Below are 13,421 nucleotides of genomic sequence, written 5' to 3'. Positions count from 1 at the left end.
ATAAAATGCACAAAATAGCAGTAGCTGGAACAGGCTACGTCGGCTTGGTAGCAGGCGTGTGTTTTGCCGAAATGGGCCATCAAGTAACCTGTGTTGATATCGACGAGAATAAAGTGAATAAAATGAAACAAGGCATCTCACCCATATATGAGGCAGATTTAGAACAGTTGATGCAGAAAAATTATGCTGCAGGTCGAATCGATTACACAACTGATTATCAATCTGCTTATAAGGGTGCAGATGCCATTTTTATTGGAGTGGGTACGCCAGAACAGCCGGATGGATCAGCTAATCTTTCCTATATCGCAACCGTTGCTAGACAGATTGCTGAATCGGTTGAGAAGGATTGTCTTGTTGTTGTGAAATCTACTGTTCCGATTGGCACGAATGATAAGGTGGAGCAGTTTATTCAGGATTTTTTGGTTCATGATGTGAAAGTGGAAGTGGCATCGAATCCAGAGTTCTTGGCGCAAGGGTCAGCTGTACACGATACGTTGCATGCCGAACGAATTATAATTGGGACCGAAAGTAAATGGGCGGAAGAAATGCTTATGAAGATTTATAAGCCATTTCATCTGCCCATTGTTTCTGTCAATCGGAAATCGGCAGAAATGATCAAGTATGCGTCAAACGACTTCCTTGCTCTTAAAATCTCCTATATGAATGATATTGCGAATCTTTGTGATTTAGTAGGAGCGGATATTCAAGATGTGGCAAGAGGCATGAGTTTTGACGAGCGTATTGGAAGCAAGTTCTTGAATGCGGGTATTGGATATGGCGGTTCCTGTTTCCCTAAAGATACAAAAGCGTTAGAGACTATTGCTAGAGAGAATGGATATGAACTGAAAACAGTAAAAGCGGCAATTGAAGTGAACAAGAATCAAAAAACGATGTTATATAAAAAGGCGAGTCAACGATTAATCACGTTCAATGGCCTTAAGGTGGCAGTGCTAGGATTGACATTTAAACCGGGAACGGATGATTTAAGAGAAGCGGCATCTCTAGAGAACATCCCTCTGTTATTAGAACAAGGCGCAGATATTTATGCGTTTGATCCAGTTGGTGCCGAGAATTGTGCTATCGTGCATCCTGAAGGGAAGAGCGGAAGGGGTAGCATCACCTATGTAGCAAATATCGAGCATGCTTTAGAAGGTGCAAATGTTTGCTTCATCTTTACTGAATGGGGAGAAGTGAAAGCCGTCACGCCTGAAACGTATAAGAAGTTAATGAGGACTCCACTAGTCTATGACGGAAGAAATATATATGTTGTAGATGAGATGAAAGAAGCAGGGGTAGAGTATCATTCAATCGGCAGAGAATCTGTAACTAGAGAAGGAATAGAGGAGTGGAAGAACCATGAATTACAAATCCCTAAATCGTAATAAAACCTATCTTGTCACTGGGGCAGCGGGTTTCATTGGATTCTTCTTATCCAGGAAACTAGTAGAAGAGGGTTGTAGAGTGATCGGAATTGATAATATGAATGATTACTATGACGTGAATCTTAAACATTCTCGTTTAAAGCAATTAGAACACGCAGAGAATTTCACCTTCATTAAAGGCGATATCTCGGATAAAGCGATGATTACAGAACTCTTTGAGGAATATAAACCGAATATTGTGGTAAATCTAGCTGCCCAAGCGGGAGTCCGGTATTCAATTGAAAACCCAGATGTTTATATTCAGAGTAACATCATAGGTTTTTATAATATTCTTGAGGCCTGCCGACATCATCCCGTGGACCATCTTGTTTATGCATCCTCTAGTTCCGTATATGGTGCCAATAAAAAGGTTCCGTTTGAAGAAAAGGATTTCGTGGATACCCCTGTATCCTTGTATGCCTCTACGAAGAAGTCTAACGAGTTGATGGCTCATACATACAGCCATTTATATCAGATACCTGCGACTGGACTCCGTTTCTTTACGGTATATGGGCCGATGGGAAGACCGGACATGGCCTATTTTGGATTTACGGATAAGTACGTTGCTGGTGAGCCCATTAAGATCTTTAATAATGGTGATTTTGAACATGACTTATATAGGGATTTCACCTACATTGATGACATTGTCGAAGGAATCGAACGGCTTCTTTCCAATCCTCCTGTAGGAGAGCAAGATGTGCCACACAAAGTTTATAACATAGGTAACAGCAATCCGGAAAAATTAATGGTCTTCCTTGAAACGCTGGAGAGGTGCCTGGGTAATGCTCTTGGTAGAGAAGTCGTATTTGAAAAGGTTTATGAGCCAATCAAGCCAGGAGATGTACCTGCGACTTTTGCTTCCACTGAATTGTTACAGAAGGCGGTTGGATTTAGGCCGGAGACTTCTATAGACGAGGGGTTGCGAAAGTTTGCAGATTGGTATGTGGAGTATTATCAGTGTAAGTGAACGTTGTCCCCCATATGAAAGAGTGTCTAACTCTTTCATATGGGGGACATTTTTAGGAGGAGTTGACTTTCATATGGACTTTTACGAAATATTAAAAGATACCTTTGCAAAAGGAGAATCTGAACGGGATATAACGGTGAGCGAAGTAGTCGAAGAACTCAAAGTGAAGTTAAGTGTAATAATGGAAGAGTCTATGAAATGAGGAATCATAAGTGGGGGTTTCCTGCCTTAGTGGTTTTATGGGCGTTGATATTATTCATTTTATCTTCACAGTCCTATGATGAGCAAAGTCTTGCTCCTATATTGGAATCGTTTAATACACCATTTTGGTACGGACTATTTGATGGCATTTCGTTTATGTATGGTGGATTTGAGGTGAGTGTTCAAAGTGCAGGAGTGGCTGGTTTTCTGGAGTTTTTTGTCCGAAAGGGTGCTCACCTTTTTGTCTTTTTTGTGTTGGGTTTTTTCATGTTTGGCGTTTGGAGTATATATCAGAAGAAAACATTGGTTTCCTGTTTAGGGGCATTCTTGTGTGTCATTCTTTTTGCGAGTACTGACGAAATTCATCAAAAATATACGGACGGACGTACTGCTATGGTGCAAGATGTCATGATTGATACGTTCGGTGGACTGTTAGGTATTATATTTTTCGTGTTTCTTTCGAATAGATGGTGGAAGCGTGATTGATTCGGTCTGCCATTTCCTCTTTCAACCTTCTAATAAGCTGTTTCCTCATATAATGCTTTAGGTATCCCTTCATCTGTACTTTTTTATCATTTCTTCCATACATATTAGATAGCGAGGTCTTTATGTAGGTGATGAAGATGAGAAGACGGAATAGGAAAATGACAGGAATGATGGCTCTTATTTTCCTGATTGTAGCTTTGGGGAGTTGTATCATTTTTCTTTGGCCCAGTGGACCAGAGCGATTAGTGGATGAGTTCTATGCGTACGAGAGTGAGGCGGAATTCGGGAAGTCGTGGGATTTATTGAGTGCTGAAATGAAGCTGCGGTTTCCGGTTCGTGCCGATTATGTGCAAAATCGGGCTCATGTCTTTTTGCAGCATATGGATGTGGAAACCTTTCAGTATGAAGTGGGAGATTCAAAGAAAGTGAAGGATTGGAGTATAGGGAAGGGTGGCAAGGTCCATAAAACAGCGTACAGGGTCCCTGTCACACAGGTGTTTGAGTCTCATTTTGGTGTGTTTACGATCGAACAGGATTGTTATGTAGTGAAGGAAAAAGGCGAATGGCGTCTGTTTTGGGATTATCGATTTGAATAGATGCCTCTCCTTTTTCAACATTTCGCTCCTTTTATCGAAAAGGGAGAGGATATTTATAAGGGAATTGACGGATTAAGGTAGTGATCATGAAGCATATTTCATTCTAGAGCGATCACTGATGGCCTTCAGAATAAACATTTTGTCTTGTTTGCTTAGCATTGCCCAACTACCTGCCTTGATTTTCATACAATCCACTCCTTTTATTTGTTTGAAATGTTTAGATCTAAGCATGATGATTCACATGACCTTGTGTCTAATGAAAGTTGATTCTCGTAATGAAAGGTTCAAGGGGAAGAAGGAATTTCTTAGCTCTTATTAGATTATACCGTCTTTTCCCCTCTAATAAACAACAAAAATTCCAACAAATCTCTACAATGGGTGTCCGTTTTTTGTCAGAATGTTGGATGCTCAAAATGAAAAAGCTGTCTGGATGCGGTCCAGGCAGCTTTTTCGTTTTGCGTTATTTGACGGTTAAATGTTCCTTTAATTCTGTTTGAATCTTTTTTTGTTCTTCTTCCGACACGAGATAGTAGTAGATTCCGTCGATTTTCGTTCCGGTACCGGTTATGGATGATTGGGAAATGTCATTACTTGCGTCTCTATAGTTCTTTTGAATGTCCATCATGTCATCAAACGTCAAATTAGTCTGGATATTTTTACTTAGCGCGTCGAATACGTCGCCGTAACTCGTTAAGGTTGATACGCTTGCCCCTTCTTTAATGACAGCTTCGATAATGGCACGCTGTCTGGTTTGACGCCCAAAATCACCATTAGGATCTTCGTATCTCATTCTGGCATAGCTCAACGCCTCTTTACCGTTCAGTTCGATCATGCCTTTGTTGAAGGTCGTCCCCTCTTCAGTGAAGTTCAAATCATTTTGGACGGTGACACCGCCGACTGCGTCCACGATATCTTTAAAGCCTTCCATATTGATCTTCATATAATAGTCGATCGGGATATCAAGAAAATTCTCGACCGTATCCATCGCCATCGCGGCGCCACCGAATGCAAAGGCGTGATTGATTTTATCCTGGGTGCCATGTCCGACAATCTCAGTACGAGTATCTCGTGGGATGCTCAGCATTTTCACGGACTTCAATTTTGGATTGACGGTCAAGACAATCATCGTATCCGAGCGGCCTTTGTCGCCTTCCCGTTCATCGACACCGAGCATCAGCATGGAAAAAGGCTCATAATCCGATAATACGAGTTCTTTGGTCCGTTTATCTGTACTGCGCTCTATAGGTGTATGCATGGTTTCGACTGTCTTTGTTAAGGAATTCCATACGGAGAAAGCGAAAGCCCCCCCGGCTAGTATAAAAAGGAGGACGATAATGCCGACTACTTTTGGCCAAGTTCGTTTCTTTTTTTTCTTCTTTTCATGTCTCATCGTCTACTTCCTTCCTCACTTTATAATCACTTAATCTATTATAATAAATTAGCTATTTAAATAATAGGAATTTTGGTATTTTATAGTATATTTGACAATACATGCGTAGTGGTGTACTATTTAACTAACACAGTGGTAAAGGGGATGGGGAAGTGAAAGCATTTAGAGGATTGATGCAAAAGGAGTGGCTGATCGGGAAGTCGGTGCTTCTTTGGTTGCTGCTGGTACAGATGGGGTTAGTGTTTGTTGCCTATGTACTTGCGAAGTATTTCGAAGTGGCTGGTTTGTTTTACATCAGCTCGCCTATGATTATGATGATGCATCCGCTGATAATGATTTTCCTTATATGTAGTCGTTTGAATGTGGAAGGTAAGGCACAAGTCTGGTTGTATAATCCACAGTCTTCCGGGATGCTACTAGGTAGTAAATTGTTGATCAGTGTACTGTTCCAGGGGATGTCATTGCTGTTTGCCTGCCTGCTCACTTTTGTGACCATGAGGATTCCGACGAGCCATTTTGGTGTGAGTTTTCACACGGAGAGTATGATGTCATTCTATAATTTGCTTCAGATGGGCATTTTCTTGATGGCGGTCAGTCTTTTCCTTGCCCTGGTCATGTTATTTTTATGGGTGGTTTACCATGCATTGGCTCGGGTGTCAGCCATTAAACCGTTTCGTTGGCTGATCGTTTCCCTTCTATTTATAGGGATGGTCATGGTGGGGAGCTGGTATGAAAGTACGGCTGTTTATCAACAAATGGATACGGTCTGGGTCGTGGACGTTTTGAGTGACTCTTCATTTACCATGTCGGCTGATAATTTGAAATTTTACCTAAATACGGGAGGCATATCCCTTCTGACAACCGGGTTGGATATCATCACGTTAGTGTTATTATTCCTAGCTTCATGTTGGCTGCTGGACCGAAAGATCGAGGTGTAAGTGTATGACAGAGGAGTTTCATGCGACAAAGCCGATTTATTTACAGGTAGCGGATCGAATTTGTTATTCGATTGTCCGCGGGGAGATAAAAAGTGGTGAAAAGCTACCATCGGTTCGAGAGATGGCTATTCAAACGGGCGTTAATCCAAATACGATACAGCGCACGTACGCTGAGATTGAAAGGGATGGAATTGTGGAGACAAAAAGGGGGCAGGGAACATTCGTTAAAAATGATCCAAGCTTGATCGCTTCGTTACGGGTGCGGATCCAAACGGAAATCATGGAAACGTTCGTGGAGAATATGAAGGAGATTGGCTTGTCAAAGCCGGAAATGCTCACGGCGATACAGGCATTTTTGACAGAACGGGGTGATGTGGAATGATGATTGAAATGCAGGACGTGACGAAGAAGTATGGAAAAATTGTGGCACTGGATCGTGTTTCACTTTCGTTTGATGTAGGAAAGATTTATGGTGTGTTAGGGGCCAATGGAAGCGGTAAGTCGACCCTGCTCAAACTGATTGCTGGTTTGGTGAAACCGGATCATGGTGAGGTGACGGTCGAGGGAGATAAGGTAAGCAGGAGGATTGCCTCTTGCGTGTCGTATTTGACGGAGTTGGATTTTTTCTACCCCGCGTTTACGGTTGGTCATTATATTGATTTTCATGCTTCGCAGTTTACGGATTTCAATCATAAAAAGGCCATGGAAATGCTGGCATTCATGAAGCTGGATGTTTCAAAGAAAGTCAGTTCTATGTCGAAGGGAAACAGGGGCCGTCTTAAATTGGTGCTGGCGTTGTCACGGGAGGCACCAATCGTATTATTGGATGAACCATTTTCAGGCTTGGATGTGATGGTTCGTGAAGAGATTGTTCGCAGCCTGCTTACGTATATTGATTTTGAAAAACAAACGGTCATCATCACGACGCACGAAATCGATGATATCGAGAAGGTCCTGGATGAAGTGCTATTGATCCAGGATGGGCAAATCATTGCCAAAGAGGAAGTGGAAGGCATCCGTGAAAGAAACGGGGAATCGGTAGTGGGATGGATGAAAGCACATTATAGGTGATTAGTAGGACTCCAAATGAGGATTTGGGGTCTTTTTATTGTAAAAAAGCTTTTGGGTATAATTACCACATAAGAAAATGTTGATAAACTTATGGATTAATAGGAAAATATAACTAATATCATTTAACTACTAATTTACATATGAAGGGAAATGAAACGTGTGCGGAAACAGAGGTATATAAGGTTTTTGATGATGTTTGGTGCTTGCATCTTTATGTTCTCAGTGGCAGGAAAAGCGGATGTACATGCGGCTTCGACCGTGAATCAAGCTAAAACGATTAACGTGAACAAGATGTATAAGGGTTCTTTAGCTAATAAGAAGGAGATTTTGTATAAAGTAATTTTAACTGAGCCGGGAAATGTCACGTTATCGATCAAACGGAATGCCAAGACCTCTTTTGAGGGACATATCCAGAATAGTAAAGGCTACATCTATACGTTCGTTTATACGAAAAGACAGGATGATACATCCGGGTTTGATGAAGTGCAAGTAGGTTTGCCTAAAGGGACGTATTATGTGCGGATCAACAATAGTGGCGGGCAAGGCTCCAAAGCGGATTATCAATTTTCCACGAAATATACAAAAAGCCAGTATTACGAAAAAGAGTCCAATGATAAGGTAGCTACAGCGAATGCCATCAACCTGAATGCCACATATAAAGGGGTCATTAGTCACTCTGATGATCGCGATTACTTTAGATTCGTCGTTCCGCAAAATGGAAATGTCACATTGAATATGAAACAAAAACGGGACACGATATGGCGTGGATCTATCCAAGATCGTTCCAATAAAAAGTTGGCAGAATTAAATTCGAATGAAAATGGAAGTCTCACAACCTATATGAAAAAAGGGACCTATTACTTCGTGATGGAAAACTATGATGATTCCGTCGATGTTCCGTACGAGTTTACGATTTCAGATAGGACCAGTTCATTAAAGGCTTCCCAAATCAATGTGACGAACAATACAGGCAAAGCGGATAGTGTAAAGGTAAGCAGCCTGAAAAAAGGTGATGTCGTCACGGTGTATGATGTGAAAAGTAAAGGGAATGTCATAGCGAAAACGACGGCGAAAGGCACTTCAGTGAGTTTTAAGGTCAGCCAGCTTGGCAAAAAGACAGGTAAGGTCTACGTGACCGTGATGAAATCACCCTTGAGGGAAAGTGATCGTGTCGCCCAAACGTTTAAGGGCGAAACCTCGCCTTCTGTGAAAACAAGCCAGGTCAAGGTGACGAATCATAAGGGAAAAGCCGATACCGTGGTCATCAGTTCCCTTGCCAAAGGCGATGTCGTGAAGATTTACAAGGCAAAAAGCAAAGGAAGCATGTTGGTGAAAGGGACGGCGAAAGGCAAAAAGCTAACTCTTTCTATAAAGCAGCTCGGTAAGAAATCGGGCAAAGTGTACGTGACAGTAACCAAGTCAGGACAGCAGGAAAGCGGGAGAGTGGCTGTTTCCTATAAAAAAGAAAAATAAGAGGTGACCTCGGATGAAAATCCGGGGTCATTTTTTTTAGGAAGGCCTGTTCATGGTTATTTTACGTGTAATCTCTCTAGGTAAACGACGATTTACTAGAAAATGGGTGCTTAGAAGAGTCCGCAATAGAAAGAAGGCGCATATATATGCAGTACGGATATCACTAAAGTATAAATAACTATTGGAGGCTAAAGGAAAAATGGCAGAAATAATTAGTTTACCGTACCTTCAAGCTTTGCAGGGGAAATTTGTAAGAGTATTTAAAGGCGGGCCTGATTCAAGAGAAGGCAGGCTGATAGAAGTGAATGATGAGTATATCGTCCTTCTGACTGAAGAGAAGCAACTCGTGTATTATACGATTGCCCAACTGAAAATCGTGGTTGTTAATGCAAAAAAATCTCAAGAGGATGTACTCCCTCCTTTTGATGATGGCTATGCATTTCCGCCAACGTTCGTCGGCTTATTGGAAACATTAGATAACCGATTCGTTCAGGTGAACGGCGGTGGCCCAGCTTCAAAAATCGGCCAGATCGTCGAGGTAACTACAGAATATATCGTGTTATCGACTAAGAAGGACGGGCTCGTTCTATTCCCGATTGCTCTTATTAAGAGCGTAGCGATTGTGGAGGTTTCCTTCCGTTCCACATGGCCGGAGTTTCCGGATGTTCCTAACGATACCCTGAATGGAGCTCTTACTCAATTGATTTACTCCTGGATTTCGGTTCATGCAGGTGGCCCTGAAAAGGTTGAGGGTGTCTTGATACAAGTTGAAGAAGACTATATTGTTGTCGTGAATAAAGACGAAATATTTTATATCACGACAGATCAAATCCAATCCATCGGACTATTTTTCCCAAGGGAGAATGATGGTGGGGGGAAAGATAAGGACAAAGATAAAGACAAAGATAAAGACAAAGATAAAAACAAAGAAAGCTCTTCCCATGAGAGTTCCTCGAGAGAAAGTAGCTCTCATGAAAGTTCATCAAGTGAAAGCAGTTCCAGTGAAAGTTCATCAAGTGAAAGCAGTTCCTATGAAAGTTCATCATCATGTGAAAGTAGCTCTCATGAAAGTTCTTCATGTGAATGTATAGCCCCTGAAAGTTCATCAAGTGAAAGCAGCTCTTATGAGAGTTCATCATCATGTGAGAGCAGCAGTTCGTATGAAAGTTCATCATCATGCGAGAGCAGCAGTTCAGATGAAAGTTCATCATCAAGTGAAAGCAGCAGCTCATATGAAAGTTCATCCTCAAGTGAAAGCAGTTCCCCTGAAAGTTCAGATGGATGTAAAAAACGTCGTCGCCGTCATAGAAAGGACCACAGCAGACCACGTGTTAATACGTTTAAGAAAATATGGCTTGAGAACCTGATTAAAGCTTCAAAGAATTCTTTATAAAGGATCGACCACACAGGTACAGCAACCAATGAAGTTGTTGTGCCTTCTTATTAAAAAGGGACAGGCATGTTGGTTGTCCAAAAGGTGATCAAGGCATGGGCGATTATTGGACTAGACCTAGGGGTGATTCCTATATGGATCCCTGAAAAGGTCAACCCGGGGTGTCCCAAATTAGGACAGGATTCAAGAATGATTCCTTACCATAAGGAAGGAAAGGTGGACTATATTTGTTTTCTAAATATATTGGACAATATATGGAGCTAGAACTCTCAGGAAATATTCTTGTGTTTGGGAACTTAATAGAAGAAAGTACAGATATTTTAGTCCTATACACGGGGGAGGTGTACCGTTATGTACCGCAGCGACACATTAAGAATTATTCTTTTCCCATAATAGATGAAGAGATTGAAGGAGGAGAAGACCCGGAAATCAGTGAGACGTCATTTCGTAAGATGCTGATGAATGCGAAAGGGCTCTTTGTTGAAATTTTGTTCACGAAAAACAAACCCATCTATGGCTATATCGTGGGTATCATGAATAATTATTTCATTTTTCATTCTCCTGCCTATAAAACGATGTTCATCTCCATGGAGCATGTAAAGTGGCTAACGGTTTGTGATGATGAAAAGGGGCCATACGGATTGAGTAAAAGCGAGCAGCTTCTTCAGGTTTCCAGTCTGAGCTGGGCGCGTACTTTGGAGGAACAACTGAAAAAATTGACCAATAAATTGGTGGTACTCGATTTAGGGCAGCACCCGATGGACATAGGGAGAATCATACAATTGAAGGATGGTCTCATCCATATGATGGATGCTCAAGGCGAAGAGTTTTACGTAAATATGCGGCATGTGAAGAGCTTTCAGTTTCCACAATGAATAACTCCGGATCTACTACGATCCGGAGTTATTTCTTTTTCTCTATATTCTCATAGACCGATGCGAGGGCTTGTTCAAATTTCCCACTCTTTTTCGGTTGATAATATTTTTTGTTGCGTAGTTTGTTTGGTAGGTACTGCTGTTTCACCCATCCGCTTTCATAATCGTGTGGATAGAGATAGTCGACGCCGCGGCCTAGGTCGGTAGCCCCTTTATAATGGGCATCTTTAAGGTGATCGGGTACATCGCCACTATGGCCGGCGCGAATATCGGCGAGTGCCGCGTCAATTGCTTTATAGGCGGTGTTCGATTTAGGCGATAAACAAAGTTCAATCACTGAATTGCTAAGCGGGATCCGGGCTTCGGGGAAACCAAGACGCTCGGCTGCTTCGACTGCAGAAAGGGCGCGAGGACCAGCTTGAGGGTTCGCCAGGCCAATGTCCTCATACGCGATGACGACCAAGCGACGGGCGATGCTGACAAGGTCACCGGCCTCTATCAATCGTCCTAAATAATGGAGGGCCGCATTCACGTCGCTGCCACGGATTGATTTTTGGAAGGCGGATAGGACGTCATAATGGGCATCTCCATCCTTGTCATGCGAAAAGCTCTTTTTCTGCATGCACTCCTCGGCAATTTTTACATCGATGACAATCGTTTCGAATTCGTCAGGCTCGGTAGAAATGACCGCGAGCTCTAGAGCATTAAGGGCGCTGCGGACGTCCCCGTTCGAAGCGGTCGCGAAATGTGCCAGAGCATCGGTGCTGACTTCGGTTTTATAGTGACCGAGACCACGCTCCTCATCTTGTAATCCACGTTCGAGGGCTTTGATAATATCAGTGACTTCCAGAGACTTTAGTTCGAAAATCTGGCATCTGCTGCGGATGGCCGGGTTAATTGCGTGATAAGGATTGCTTGTCGTCGCACCAATCAAGGTGATCATCCCATTTTCAAGGTAGGGAAGGAGGAAATCCTGTTTCGCTTTATCCAGGCGGTGGACCTCATCGAGCAGCAGGATCACTTTGCCGGACATCTTGGCTTCGGCAGCGACGATTTCCATGTCTTTTTTATTATTGGTTACAGCATTCAGTGTCCGGAAGGCAAACTTCGTGCTGCCGGCAATGGCGCTCGCAATGGACGTCTTGCCGATGCCGGGAGGACCGTACAGAATCATCGAAGATAGCTGTTTGGCCTTGACCATCCTCGCGATGATTTTCCCTTCACCGACGAGATGCTCCTGCCCGATGACTTCATCAATCGAACGGGGCCGCATCCGGAAAGCAAGCGGTTTAATATTCATGACGCACCTCTCCTTTTTATATAAGGTATCACAAACAAAGGGGAAAATGCTCAGAATATGCGTTTGGGGGGAGGGGAATTCGACGGTTGTGGGGGAGAATTCGACCACGTGAGGCAGTAATTCAACCACGGAAGAATATAATTCAACCACGATGTTAAGTCTTCAATTTTAAATGGTATACTCGTCCTTTCGTAACACCTGTATGAGGCAAGTCCATAGCCTTAAGCAGTTTATTTGCAGTTGATGCAGAATTGATATGGAGAAATTCCCTTAATTGTTGGTTAGTAATGGTGGGTTTTATGAGGAAGAAATAATCTTGAAGCGATGAAAGGTGAGCATCTTTTGATTTGTTTGAGCAGGAATGGCAGATCCAGATTCCATTTTTCCTTTTCATTGGATAGGACGAACATCGAGGGCAGAAAACGCCTGTTTTTAGATCGGTTATAGGAATTTTATAGTTCTCCAGAAGATTAGGTATAAGAGGAGTATGGGCCTTCAATAAATGATTGGTAACTTTTTTCAGCTCTTTTTTTGTTAATTTCTCTTCGTCATGCTTTTTTATGAACTCTCTAATTTTATGAAATAGAAAATCTCGGCGTATGACTACTTTAGAAGTAATATCTTTATTTTCAGCAGTTACTACTGAGGATGAGTTCGAACTAACTACTAAAGTTTCGATTGGGATTGACCAGTTTTTTGTTTTTAACCACTCGATTAGTAGGGAGCGCTGGCGATTCACTTGTAAAATAGGGTCATCAAAGGCCTCTCTTTGACCATCTGACTTAGTGCGGATTAGTTGATTGAACCCTTTGTCAAAGTATAGCTCACCGGCAATGTTCTTCACTTCAAGAATTAGGATAAAGCATGGAGTGAGTAGCAAAATGTCCATTTGAAAGGGATAGGGAGAGGCGAGTAGACGTAGGTCATGAAAGATTAGATACTTTTTTTCAGGAAGGGATTTTAGAGCATGAATCACTCGATGTTCGCCTTTGTAACCTGCCATGTTTCTGTTAAAGTCTGAACTTAGGACGGGGTGAATTGGATGGGTGATGGGCAATCGTTTAATAAGCGCCTGTATCATCTGAAGTTTTATAGGAATCTCGCAATCTTTAACAATCAAAGTAATTTCTCCTCTCAATCGTTTACCTATAGATTCTTCAATTCTTACTATTTTTCCTATTCTTTTCAAAAGTAAATATGTCAAATTTTAGAACGAGTTAGGAATTCGACCACCTTAGTTGATAATTCAACCACGCAAGGGAGTAAATCAACCACAACTAAAGATAATTCGACCACACAGGACAATAATC

The 13,421-nt window shown here is 42.2% G+C and carries 14 protein-coding genes; 11 read left to right on the top strand and 3 right to left on the bottom strand.

What is annotated here, in order from left to right; translation table 11 throughout:
* The first annotated feature begins 5 nt into the window (after positions 1–5).
* The 5 genes from ACIQXH_RS02665 (at position 6) to ACIQXH_RS02645 (ending at position 3,671) form a co-directional block, all read left to right on the top strand.
* Positions 6–1,382, top strand: a complete 1,377-nt coding sequence (locus ACIQXH_RS02665) for a UDP-glucose dehydrogenase family protein (RefSeq protein ID WP_403122026.1) — start codon at positions 6–8, stop codon at positions 1,380–1,382.
* Complete coding sequence (locus ACIQXH_RS02660) at positions 1,357–2,388, top strand: SDR family NAD(P)-dependent oxidoreductase (protein WP_403122024.1); 1,032 nt, start codon at positions 1,357–1,359, stop codon at positions 2,386–2,388. The genes ACIQXH_RS02665 and ACIQXH_RS02660 overlap by 26 nt, the downstream gene beginning before the upstream one ends.
* Positions 2,389–2,461: 73 nt before the next feature.
* Positions 2,462–2,590 carry a YwzD family small protein gene (locus tag ACIQXH_RS02655; RefSeq protein WP_403122022.1) on the top strand — a complete coding sequence of 43 codons (129 nt, stop codon included), beginning with the start codon at positions 2,462–2,464 and terminating at the stop codon, positions 2,588–2,590.
* Positions 2,587–3,075: a VanZ family protein gene (locus ACIQXH_RS02650; protein ID WP_403122020.1), complete on the top strand. Its 489-nt coding sequence runs from the start codon at positions 2,587–2,589 to the stop codon at positions 3,073–3,075. The genes ACIQXH_RS02655 and ACIQXH_RS02650 overlap by 4 nt, the downstream gene beginning before the upstream one ends.
* Before the next feature lie 137 nt (positions 3,076–3,212).
* Positions 3,213–3,671: a hypothetical protein gene (locus ACIQXH_RS02645; RefSeq protein WP_403122018.1), complete on the top strand. Its 459-nt coding sequence runs from the start codon at positions 3,213–3,215 to the stop codon at positions 3,669–3,671.
* A gap of 460 nt (positions 3,672–4,131) precedes the next feature.
* Here the strand turns inward: ACIQXH_RS02645 and tagU are convergent, their stop codons facing one another.
* Positions 4,132–5,061, bottom strand: coding sequence for a polyisoprenyl-teichoic acid--peptidoglycan teichoic acid transferase TagU (gene tagU, locus ACIQXH_RS02640; RefSeq protein WP_403122017.1), 930 nt, complete (start codon positions 5,059–5,061; stop codon positions 4,132–4,134).
* A 152-nt stretch (positions 5,062–5,213) separates the two neighbouring features.
* Here tagU and ACIQXH_RS02635 point away from each other — a divergent pair, with 152 nt between their 5' ends.
* The 6 genes from ACIQXH_RS02635 (at position 5,214) to ACIQXH_RS02610 (ending at position 10,811) form a co-directional block, all read left to right on the top strand.
* Positions 5,214–5,999 (top strand): hypothetical protein, encoded by a 786-nt coding sequence (locus tag ACIQXH_RS02635; RefSeq protein ID WP_402869739.1) that lies wholly within the window; start codon positions 5,214–5,216, stop codon positions 5,997–5,999.
* 4 nt (positions 6,000–6,003) lie between these two features.
* Positions 6,004–6,381, top strand: a complete 378-nt coding sequence (locus ACIQXH_RS02630) for a GntR family transcriptional regulator (RefSeq protein ID WP_402869737.1) — start codon at positions 6,004–6,006, stop codon at positions 6,379–6,381.
* Positions 6,381–7,070, top strand: a complete 690-nt coding sequence (locus ACIQXH_RS02625; protein WP_403122609.1) for an ABC transporter ATP-binding protein — start codon at positions 6,381–6,383, stop codon at positions 7,068–7,070. The genes ACIQXH_RS02630 and ACIQXH_RS02625 overlap by 1 nt, the downstream gene beginning before the upstream one ends.
* Before the next feature lie 186 nt (positions 7,071–7,256).
* Positions 7,257–8,543 carry a hypothetical protein gene (locus ACIQXH_RS02620; protein WP_403122015.1) on the top strand — a complete coding sequence of 429 codons (1,287 nt, stop codon included), beginning with the start codon at positions 7,257–7,259 and terminating at the stop codon, positions 8,541–8,543.
* Between the two features lie 199 nt (positions 8,544–8,742).
* Positions 8,743–9,936, top strand: a complete 1,194-nt coding sequence (locus tag ACIQXH_RS02615; protein WP_403122013.1) for a DUF2642 domain-containing protein — start codon at positions 8,743–8,745, stop codon at positions 9,934–9,936.
* Positions 9,937–10,163: 227 nt separating this feature from the next.
* Entirely contained in the window at positions 10,164–10,811 is a 648-nt protein-coding gene (locus ACIQXH_RS02610; protein ID WP_403122011.1) for a DUF2642 domain-containing protein, read from the top strand.
* A gap of 28 nt (positions 10,812–10,839) precedes the next feature.
* Here the strand turns inward: ACIQXH_RS02610 and ACIQXH_RS02605 are convergent, their stop codons facing one another.
* Positions 10,840–12,111 carry a replication-associated recombination protein A gene (locus tag ACIQXH_RS02605; RefSeq protein WP_403122009.1) on the bottom strand — a complete coding sequence of 424 codons (1,272 nt, stop codon included), beginning with the start codon at positions 12,109–12,111 and terminating at the stop codon, positions 10,840–10,842.
* Between the two features lie 154 nt (positions 12,112–12,265).
* On the bottom strand, positions 12,266–13,231 hold the full coding sequence (locus ACIQXH_RS02600; RefSeq protein WP_403122007.1) for a nuclease-related domain-containing protein: 966 nt from the start codon (positions 13,229–13,231) through the stop codon (positions 12,266–12,268).
* Positions 13,232–13,421: the final 190 nt, after the last annotated feature.

Source organism: Peribacillus sp. NPDC097225 (genome assembly GCF_044761955.1).
GTDB lineage: Bacteria > Bacillota > Bacilli > Bacillales > DSM-1321 > Peribacillus.
The sequence above is the reverse complement of the archived record's forward strand: the minus strand, read 5'-3'. Positions and strand labels throughout refer to the sequence as shown.

Excerpts from the sequence above, each read along its gene's own strand:
- ACIQXH_RS02665 (WP_403122026.1), top strand. The coding sequence starts at position 6 with ATGCACAAAATAGCAGTAGCTGGAACAGGCTACGTCGGCTTGGTAGCA.
- ACIQXH_RS02660 (WP_403122024.1), top strand. The coding sequence starts at position 1,357 with ATGAATTACAAATCCCTAAATCGTAATAAAACCTATCTTGTCACTGGG.
- ACIQXH_RS02655 (WP_403122022.1), top strand. The coding sequence starts at position 2,462 with ATGGACTTTTACGAAATATTAAAAGATACCTTTGCAAAAGGAGAATCT.
- ACIQXH_RS02650 (WP_403122020.1), top strand. The coding sequence starts at position 2,587 with ATGAGGAATCATAAGTGGGGGTTTCCTGCCTTAGTGGTTTTATGGGCG.
- ACIQXH_RS02645 (WP_403122018.1), top strand. The coding sequence starts at position 3,213 with ATGAGAAGACGGAATAGGAAAATGACAGGAATGATGGCTCTTATTTTC.
- tagU (WP_403122017.1), bottom strand. The coding sequence starts at position 5,061 with ATGAGACATGAAAAGAAGAAAAAAAAGAAACGAACTTGGCCAAAAGTA.
- ACIQXH_RS02630 (WP_402869737.1), top strand. The coding sequence starts at position 6,004 with ATGACAGAGGAGTTTCATGCGACAAAGCCGATTTATTTACAGGTAGCG.
- ACIQXH_RS02625 (WP_403122609.1), top strand. The coding sequence starts at position 6,381 with ATGATTGAAATGCAGGACGTGACGAAGAAGTATGGAAAAATTGTGGCA.
- ACIQXH_RS02615 (WP_403122013.1), top strand. The coding sequence starts at position 8,743 with ATGGCAGAAATAATTAGTTTACCGTACCTTCAAGCTTTGCAGGGGAAA.
- ACIQXH_RS02605 (WP_403122009.1), bottom strand. The coding sequence starts at position 12,111 with ATGAATATTAAACCGCTTGCTTTCCGGATGCGGCCCCGTTCGATTGAT.